Here is an 8431-nt window from a genome sequence, read left to right as displayed (position 1 = left end):
CAAAGCTCTCGCACGCTGCTCGGGCGTATAAACAACTTTCACAAACAGAATCCTTCCAAGATTCCGTCCGCACCCCCTTTTGGCTATTAACCCCCCGTGAGCGTGAAAAGGATCGAGCCTTCATCAGTTGGTTGCATGTAGCTCATCGTTCAATTCGATGCCCTTGCCACCGCGGGCCAGTGCTTCGATTCGACCCGACTGAGAATTGCGTCGGAACAGAACATTTGACGCGCCTGCAAGCTCGCGCGCTGCAACCGTCCGAGGTTCTGCGAAGAGGCCGTTCGAACCGGGGACGACGCCGCCGGATTCCATGACGGCAACCTTTGCTCCTGCGGTCAAGTACAGGCCAGCTTCGACGACGCAGTCGTCGCCAAGAGGAATTCCGAGACCGGAGTTTGCGCCGAGCAAGCACCGCTTACCAAGCTTCACGCGCTGGCGACCACCGCCGGACAGGGTGCCCATTGTGGATGCGCCGCCGCCCACGTCGGAACCGTCGTCGATGACAACGCCCTGAGAGATACGGCCTTCAACCATGGATCGACCGAGGGTGCCGGCGTTGAAGTTCACGAAACCGGCGTGCATGACGGTTGTTCCTTCAGACAAGTAGGCGCCCAGGCGTACGGTTGCACCGTTTGCAATACGCACGCCCTTCGGTACGACGTAGTTCACCATCGGGGGGAACTTGTCGACGCCGATTACGGTGACCGGGTGGCCAAGGTGAGCGCGCATACGCAGACGCGTTTCTTCGAAGTCTGCGACTGTGCACGGGCCCTCGGAAGTCCATACGACGTTGGGGAGGCGAGCAAAAATACCGTCAAGATTGATGGTGTTCGGCTTTTTCATTCGGTGGGAAAGCAGGTGGAGGCGCAGGTAGGAATCCGCAGTGGACTGCGGTTGATCGTCCAGATCTAACTTGCAGGTGACAACCGTGGTGCGAACACCACGCGCATCATCTTGGCGCTGCATGTGAGTCAGGGTGTCGAGCAGATCTGCGTCATCGCCGGGTTCCATCTGACCCAGGTGTGGGCGCGGGTACCAGACGTCGAGAGTCTCGCCGTTCTTCGTCACTGTTGCGAGGCCAATGCCCCATGCCTGATTCGTATCCATGGGCTTACTGTAAAGCGAGAGTGCCCGCTGTGGGGTGCCCATTCCGCCTTTCGGCATGTTTGTAAGGTGTGATGAGTGTTCCCAAATGCTGGGAAAGCTCAGCGAGGCTGGCGATGATCCCAGAGATCCGGCCAGAAAACACCAACTTCTTCAGCCATCGTGTGAACCAGTGGGAGTGAAATCCCGACAACGTTGTGGTGATCGCCGTCGACCCCAGCAATGAAGGGGCCGCCAAGGCCGTCGATCGTGAAAGACCCCGCAACGTGGAGCGGTTCACCGGAGTCTACGTAGGCATCAATCTCGGCGTCGCTCATTGAGCCGAATCGGACGATGGTTGAAGTCGAGGCGTGGGTGCGCGCAATCAGAGCGTAGGAATCTAGCGGGGTAGAGGGGTCTCGTTCGACGAGCGCTACGCTATGGCCGGTCCACAGAATTGCTTCGGAGCCTCTGAAAGCTCGGATGCGCTCGCGTGCAATTTCTGCAGTGTGGGGCTTGCCCAGCATCTGCCCGTCCTGCAACAGCATCGAATCGCACGCAACGACGAGGAGGCGTTCGCAGTGGGCCTCGTCGATCACAATCGTGCCATCGACTAAGCCGGAAATGACCGCACCGCACTTCGCGTCTGCCAGGGTTGTCACCTGATCGCCGGGCGAAGGAACGCCGGCGCTACGCGCGCAGAAGTCGGCGAGCACGAGGTCTTCGTCAACGTCGGATATACGAACAATAGGTGTGATGCCAGCGGAAATCAGAGTTGCTCGGCGAGCCGGTGACTTTGAGGCAAGAAGAAAACGCATAGGTCTATTTTGCCTTTTCAATCGGCAATTGATACATCTTGATGATTGTGTGCAGTAACTGCACGAATCTATCAAACGTGATGTACGCTACTAAAGTATCTGTGTGGATCTGTATGTGAAGGGGAGAGATGGACAGCGCTGTGCCCAATGGCGAATCTCAAGCTCACCAGTCTCAGCCCCCTACTTCGGACGATCACCAGACCGTTAAACGCTACGTTCCCCGCCTTTTGGGCGGTCCTCTGACGATGAGCGCCAACGAGCTCGCCCAGCAAGCTGGTACTACCGTTGAACAGATCAATGACTTCTGGAATTCACTGGGATTCCGCCCCCCTGAGCCTGACGAAAAGACGTTCACCGAACGTGATCTGGACGTGTTCGTCTCATGGAACGACATGATTGATTCACAGGCGATTGACACGGCAACCAGCCGTTCGCTTCTGAGGGCGAATTCCCACTTGGCCGATCGTCTAGCGCTGTGGCAGTGTGAAGCGCTTGTTGAAGACGCGGTGCGACGCCTGGGCTTGGATGACACGACGGCTCGCCTCTACGTTCTGGACCATATGAAGGACCGTGTCGAAGCATTCGAGAGGATGTTCATTCACTCGTGGCAGCGTCAGATGGAGGCATTGCTGTCGCGCTTGGATAAGGAAGTGTCCCAGCGTGGTCACGAGAACTCCAAGGCTCGGTTCCCACTCAATCGTTCGTTGGGCTTTGTTGACATGGTGTCCTACACGTCGTCGTCGACAATCCTGGGTGGTGAGGTCGTCGAACTGATCGAGCACTTTGAATCCGAATCACGTCAGGCGATCACGCAGGCTGGCGGTCGCGTGGTGAAGACGCTGGGCGATGCTGTTTTGTACATTGCCGATGATCTTGAGACCGGTTTGAACGTGATTTTCTCGCTGATTGAGCGCCTGAATGCGGACGACACGATTCTTCCTGTTCGTGCATCTTTCGTCCGTGGCGATGTCTTCTCACGTTCGGGTGACGTGTTCGGCCCGACGGTGAACTTGGCTTCTCGTTTGGTTGATATTGCGCCGGTCGGTCAGATTTTGACGGACCCAGCGACCGCTACTGCCGTTGCTTCGAAGGCGGGGGATGGATATCGCTTGGAGGAATTCCCCTCCGCGGACCTCCACGGATTTGGTCCGGTTTCCCCCTACTTGCTGACGCTCCAAGACTAAGGTTCGCCCGCTTTTAGGTACGAGGCCGGGCACTTTGACGTGCATTATCTTCTCGTCAAGCCCGTGTCCAAAAGGTCAAGAAATCTGAAAGAAATTATCTTGAAAGTATATGATGGGACACGTGACTACTGTTCTGCTCGTTGAAGATGATCCCGCGATCAGCGAACCTCTCGCTCGCGCCCTTGGCCGCGAGAACTACGAAGTGCGTGCGCACGGCACTGGTCGTGGCGCACTTGCTGAAGTAGATGGCGCTGACCTCGTTCTGCTCGACCTTGGCCTTCCAGACATGGATGGTCTGGATGTCGCGCGTGAAATTCGTGCGTCGGGAAAGAACGTTCCGATTCTGATCCTGACGGCGCGCACTGACGAAGTCGATATGGTTGTTGGCCTGGATACCGGCGCCGATGATTACGTGACCAAGCCTTTCCGTCTTGCAGAACTTCTTGCGCGCGTCCGTGCTCTTCTGCGTCGCACGGGAACCGAAAGCGTCGAGGGTGATCTGGGCGCTCAGGATGTTCGCGTTGATGTGAACGCTCACCGTGCTTTCGTTGGTTCAACAGAATTACAGCTGACGGCGAAGGAATTCGACCTGTTGCGCGTACTGCTTCGCGACGCGGGAAGCGTTGTCGAACGTGACACTCTGATGCGTGAGGTCTGGGGATCGGACCCGACAGGATCCACGAAGACTCTGGACATGCATGTCTCATGGCTTCGTCGAAAGCTTGGCGATGATGCGACCAAACCGCACTACATCACCACCGTCAGGGGTATGGGCTTCCGTTTCGAAGTTCGCTGACACACTGAAAACCTTATGGGGCCCGCGGCGAATCCTTCGCCGCGGGTAGCCTATTTCAGGCAACGATCTGACAGCATTGCTTCGCCGGGAATCGTAGGGAATGAAAGGGAACCATGCGTAAAAAAGCCGTTCGCATGATTGTCACTGCTGTTGCAGTGGTGTGTTTCCTGATGGGTATTCCCGGTGCGCTCGCAACGTCCACCATTGTGTGGAACTCTGATCAGGAGCGCGTCCAAGCCAGAGCACAGACGATTGTGAACACAATCGATCGTCGTATAGCGACTGGTGCAGATGTCGATCAAGACACGGTCACTTCTTTGGCGAAACCAGTGACCGACATGCAGGGTAAGGCCTATATCAGTGTGAACACGCGCCAACACGGACTGATGCTTGCCGGGGAAAAACCCCAGGGAATGTCGTTCGTCGTGCATGCGTCATCCACGGCGGGAACGTCGGTCCGCATGGAAGTATCCGCAGAACAAACGCTGAAACGTATCGCATTCGTGTTCGGAATCTTTATTGCCGGAATCGCAGTGTGCCTGCTGGTTGGTTCAGCCCTTGCCCTCCGCTTTTCACGCCAGCTATCCGCGCCCCTCATCTACCTGGCAGCCCACGCTGAGCAGGTCGGTTCGGGCCAGGTTCGTGCTCAGGTCAAACCCTCGGGCATCGAAGAAATCGACTTGGTCCAAGAAGAACTGTCGCGTACCAGTGAACGCATGGCGGGTAGGCTAGCTGCCGAACGTCAGTTCGCAGCCGATGCGTCACATCAGCTTCGTACTCCACTGACTGCACTTTCCATGCGCCTCGAAGAGATTGAAATGATCTCCACTGAACCCGAGGTGCAAGAAGAAGCTCGCAACTGTCTCGAACAGGTCGAACGCCTCACAGGCGTTGTGGCTGAACTACTCGACGCGAACACCCGAGCATCTGCGCAAACTGAAGCAATCCACATTCTTGAAGCGTTCAACACACAGCGCGAAGAATGGGAATCCGCGTTCGAAAAAGCCGGGCGCAGCCTCGTATTCACCGACGAAGCTGAACTACCGTTGCTTGCCGACGCCGGCAAGCTTTCCCAGGTCCTTGCCACATTGATTGAAAATTCGCTGAACTACGGTGAAGGCGCAACCCTGGTCGTCGCACGGAAGTCGGCGAACAAGCGCGGAGTCATTATCGAAGTCTCAGACGAAGGATCGGGTGTCGCCGATGATCTTGCTCCCGATATTTTTGCCAAGGGAGTTTCCGGCCACGGTTCGACGGGGATCGGCTTAGCGCTGGCGAAAGACCTGACTCAAGCGATGGGTGGGCGTCTGGAACTGACGCAAAACCATCCTCCGATTTTCACCGTTTCGCTTTCTGCGATTCCTGCTTCGATGGACCCGGATCACGTCATGCCACAGGGGTCGGTTGTCTCGGTGGGGCGTCGTTCTCGTCGCTTCTGAAAATGGCATTGCTTTCGCGCGCATCCCAATGGAAGAACAGTGAGGCTCTGGCGTCGCCGTGAACGTAGGTGCGCCCATAAGCTCCTTGCGACTAGATTAAGAGCCATGGATCAAGCCAAGGACACTCGTCCGGTCGTTGCAGTAATTGGCGGTGGGCAGCTTGCCCGAATGATGGCGGAAAGTTCGATCGCTCTAGGCCTTGAACTTCGTGCGCTTGTTGAATCCTCGGATGGCTCAACAGGGCAGGCACTCGCCACGTCGATCGTCGGAATGCCAGGCGATACCGACGCCGTTGCACAGCTGATTGACGGCGCGGATGTGGTCACGTTCGAACACGAACATATTCCGGCTTCGGTCTTTGATGCCGCCGAGGGCCACCTTCGGGCAGAGCCCCCGCGAACCGCGTTGCTGTATGCTCAAGACAAACTTGCAATGCGCGAAAAGCTCACCGAGCTGGGCATTCCATGTCCCCGTTGGGCGAAAGTGTCCACCCTTGAAGAACTCGCCTCTTTCGGTGATGCCGGCACATGGCCGATCGTCGTGAAGACTCCGGTCGGCGGATACGACGGCCACGGTGTACGAGTGATTCACCAAGCTGAAGACGCCGCCGATTGGCTTGCCAAAGGAACTCTTCTTGCCGAAGACTGCGTCCCCTTCACCTCAGAAGTCGCCTCCCTTAGCGCACGTACTCCTTCCGGTCAGATCGCGTCCTGGCCGGTCGCATCCACCGAACAGGTAGACGGAGTCTGCTCCGTGGTTACCGCGCCTGCTCAAGGCCTGACTGAGGGAACACTTGCCCAGGCCACATCGATTGGTGAAACGGTTGCGCGTGAACTTGGCGTCACGGGTGTCCTGGCCGTCGAAATGTTCGTCGTCGGACAAGGAAGCGACCAGCACGTCCTTGTGAACGAGCTTGCGATGCGCCCACACAACACCGGCCACTGGACGATCGATGGGGCGTTCACCAGCCAATTCGAACAGCATCTTCGCGCTGTCCTTGACCTGCCTCTCGGTTCAACAGACCTCGTCAATCCTGGAACACACGCGGTCATGGTGAACCTGCTTGGCTCCGAATTCGACGACCCAGCACGCCACCTCGCCTCTGCGCTCGCTGACCATCCGCGCGCCAAAGTGCATCTCTATGGCAAAGAGGTTCGCCCCGGGCGCAAACTCGGCCACGTCACTGTCGTCGACAAGGACCCAGCCGTTGCGCGCGCCGAAGCTGAAGCCGTTGTCTCCGCTCTGCGTGGCTAACGCTCACATTTCGCCTCTCGTTCTTCGTCACCGACGAGGCCGGGTGGCAATCACACCCCGATCCGTAATCGTGCCCGCATACATGCCTCATTGACCGTTTTAGTGAAGGAGCCATCGATGACCACCGAAACACACCAGCTCGAAATCACTCTGACAAAGACCGGAGACAACCCTGCAGTCGGTATCGTTATGGGATCCGATTCCGACTGGCCCACCATGGAACCCGCTGTTGCTGCGCTTGCAGAATTCGGTATCGCCTGCGAGGTCGGTGTGGTCTCTGCACACCGCATGCCCGAAGACATGGTTGTGTACGGGCGAAGCGCTTCTGCTCGGGGTTTGCGCGTCATTATCGCCGGCGCAGGCGGTGCGGCGCACCTGCCGGGTATGCTCGCAGCCCTTACAGAACTTCCAGTCATCGGTGTTCCCGTTCCTCTCAAACACCTTGATGGTGTCGATTCCCTGCACTCGATCGTTCAGATGCCGGCAGGCGTTCCCGTTGCTACGGTTTCGATTGCCGGTGCGCGCAATGCTGGCCTTCTGGCAGCACGAATCCTTGGAGCAGGTGAAGGAGCCCAGGCCGAGGAACTGCGCGCCCAGATGCGTCAATTCCAAGTTGCTCTGCGTGACGTTGCAACGGCAAAGGGGAGCGCCCTAGCTGACAGAGTGAAAGCTTCGTTGACTTAAGCATAAACGCCAAGACAAACGTGGCTCCGGACAATTCCCGCGGGCATCGTGGCTCGCACTGTGTTTGTGGCGGAAGTACGACCTAGCGGGACCTCGTCAATAGGTGGACAAAAGGTGGAAGAAACCGACGAACTCCATTGAGGCGGCTATGCGACGACTAGGATTAAAGCATGAGCAAACTTGTCACTGGCGGCGCTGGATATATCGGATCCCACGTAGTTAGACTCCTATTGGAACGAGGCGAAAAAGTCATCGTTGTCGATGATCTTTCAACGGGCATTGCATCAAGGGTAGAAGGCGCAAAACTCATTACTCTTGATATCGCTACCGATAGCGCAAGCACAGATCTTGCGAACGTCATGCTGGATGAAGACGTCACTGCCGTTGTTCATTGTGCAGCACGAAAGCAGGTAGGGGAGTCGGTTCGACGCCCCATGTGGTACTACCAGCAGAACATTGGTGGCCTCGCGAATGTCCTTCGCGCCATGAACGACGCTGGTATTGATCAGATCATCTTCTCATCGTCAGCCTCTGTTTACGGAATGCCGGACGTTCATATCATCAGCGAAGATACCGAATGCCATCCGATTAACCCCTATGGTGAAACAAAGCTCATCGGCGAGTGGATGATGCATGACTGTGAGGTCGCATGGGGCCTCAAATGGATCGGGTTGCGCTACTTTAACGTTGCCGGTGCTGGCTGGAATGATCTAGCAGATCTGGCAATATTGAACGTGGTTCCGATGGTTCTCGATCGTGTTGAACGCGATGAGCCCGCCAGGGTTTTCGGATCGGATTATGACACTCCGGACGGTACATGCGTCCGCGACTATATCCATGTCCGAGATCTTGCAGAAGCTCATATTGTTGCCCTCGATGCTCTTGCTGATTCTCGTCCGCTCAAACATAACGTCTTCAACGTTGGAACCGGGAGAGGCACCTCTGTCCGCGAAATTATTGACGGACTGCGACGCATTGCCGGTTGGGATTTCGAAGTCGTTGAGGAAGAGCGGCGTGCGGGTGACCCCCCCGTCCTTGTTGGGGACGCAACACGGATCAGCGAAGAACTCGGGTGGGTAGCACGCCATACGCTTCACGATATTTTGGAGTCAAGTTTCTCCGGTTGGCAGGCCGGACCTCGCCGTATCGACGTGACACAGTACGTGAAGTAAG

The 8431-nt window shown here is 56.9% G+C and carries 8 protein-coding genes; 6 read left to right on the top strand and 2 right to left on the bottom strand.

The window, feature by feature from the left end; genetic code table 11:
- Positions 1-123 precede the first annotated feature (123 nt).
- Both dapD and QP109_RS08080 read right to left on the bottom strand, forming a co-directional pair.
- Positions 124-1107 (bottom strand): 2,3,4,5-tetrahydropyridine-2,6-dicarboxylate N-succinyltransferase, encoded by a 984-nt coding sequence (gene dapD / locus QP109_RS08085; protein ID WP_285024274.1) that lies wholly within the window; start codon positions 1105-1107, stop codon positions 124-126.
- Positions 1108-1205: 98 nt separating this feature from the next.
- Positions 1206-1901 (bottom strand): Maf family protein, encoded by a 696-nt coding sequence (locus QP109_RS08080; RefSeq protein WP_285024273.1) that lies wholly within the window; start codon positions 1899-1901, stop codon positions 1206-1208.
- A gap of 128 nt (positions 1902-2029) precedes the next feature.
- Here QP109_RS08080 and QP109_RS08075 point away from each other — a divergent pair, with 128 nt between their 5' ends.
- From QP109_RS08075 to galE, 6 genes are all read left to right on the top strand, one after another.
- On the top strand, positions 2030-3085 hold the full coding sequence (locus QP109_RS08075) for an adenylate/guanylate cyclase domain-containing protein (RefSeq protein ID WP_101627548.1): 1056 nt from the start codon (positions 2030-2032) through the stop codon (positions 3083-3085).
- 121 nt (positions 3086-3206) lie between these two features.
- On the top strand, positions 3207-3881 hold the full coding sequence (locus QP109_RS08070; RefSeq protein WP_101627715.1) for a response regulator transcription factor: 675 nt from the start codon (positions 3207-3209) through the stop codon (positions 3879-3881).
- 113 nt (positions 3882-3994) lie between these two features.
- A complete protein-coding gene (locus QP109_RS08065) occupies positions 3995-5320 on the top strand; it encodes an ATP-binding protein (RefSeq protein WP_285024272.1) in 1326 nt (441 codons plus the stop codon).
- Between the two features lie 105 nt (positions 5321-5425).
- On the top strand, positions 5426-6574 hold the full coding sequence (locus QP109_RS08060; RefSeq protein ID WP_285024271.1) for a 5-(carboxyamino)imidazole ribonucleotide synthase: 1149 nt from the start codon (positions 5426-5428) through the stop codon (positions 6572-6574).
- A gap of 117 nt (positions 6575-6691) precedes the next feature.
- On the top strand, positions 6692-7258 hold the full coding sequence (gene purE / locus QP109_RS08055; RefSeq protein ID WP_101627545.1) for a 5-(carboxyamino)imidazole ribonucleotide mutase: 567 nt from the start codon (positions 6692-6694) through the stop codon (positions 7256-7258).
- A gap of 170 nt (positions 7259-7428) precedes the next feature.
- On the top strand, positions 7429-8430 hold the full coding sequence (gene galE / locus QP109_RS08050) for a UDP-glucose 4-epimerase GalE (RefSeq protein WP_285024270.1): 1002 nt from the start codon (positions 7429-7431) through the stop codon (positions 8428-8430).
- Position 8431: the final 1 nt, after the last annotated feature.

Origin of the sequence: Pauljensenia sp. UMB9872 (assembly GCF_030212665.1) — a bacterium.
GTDB classification, from domain to species: domain Bacteria; phylum Actinomycetota; class Actinomycetes; order Actinomycetales; family Actinomycetaceae; genus Pauljensenia; species Pauljensenia turicensis_B.
This window is presented reverse-complemented; position numbering and strand designations above follow the sequence as displayed.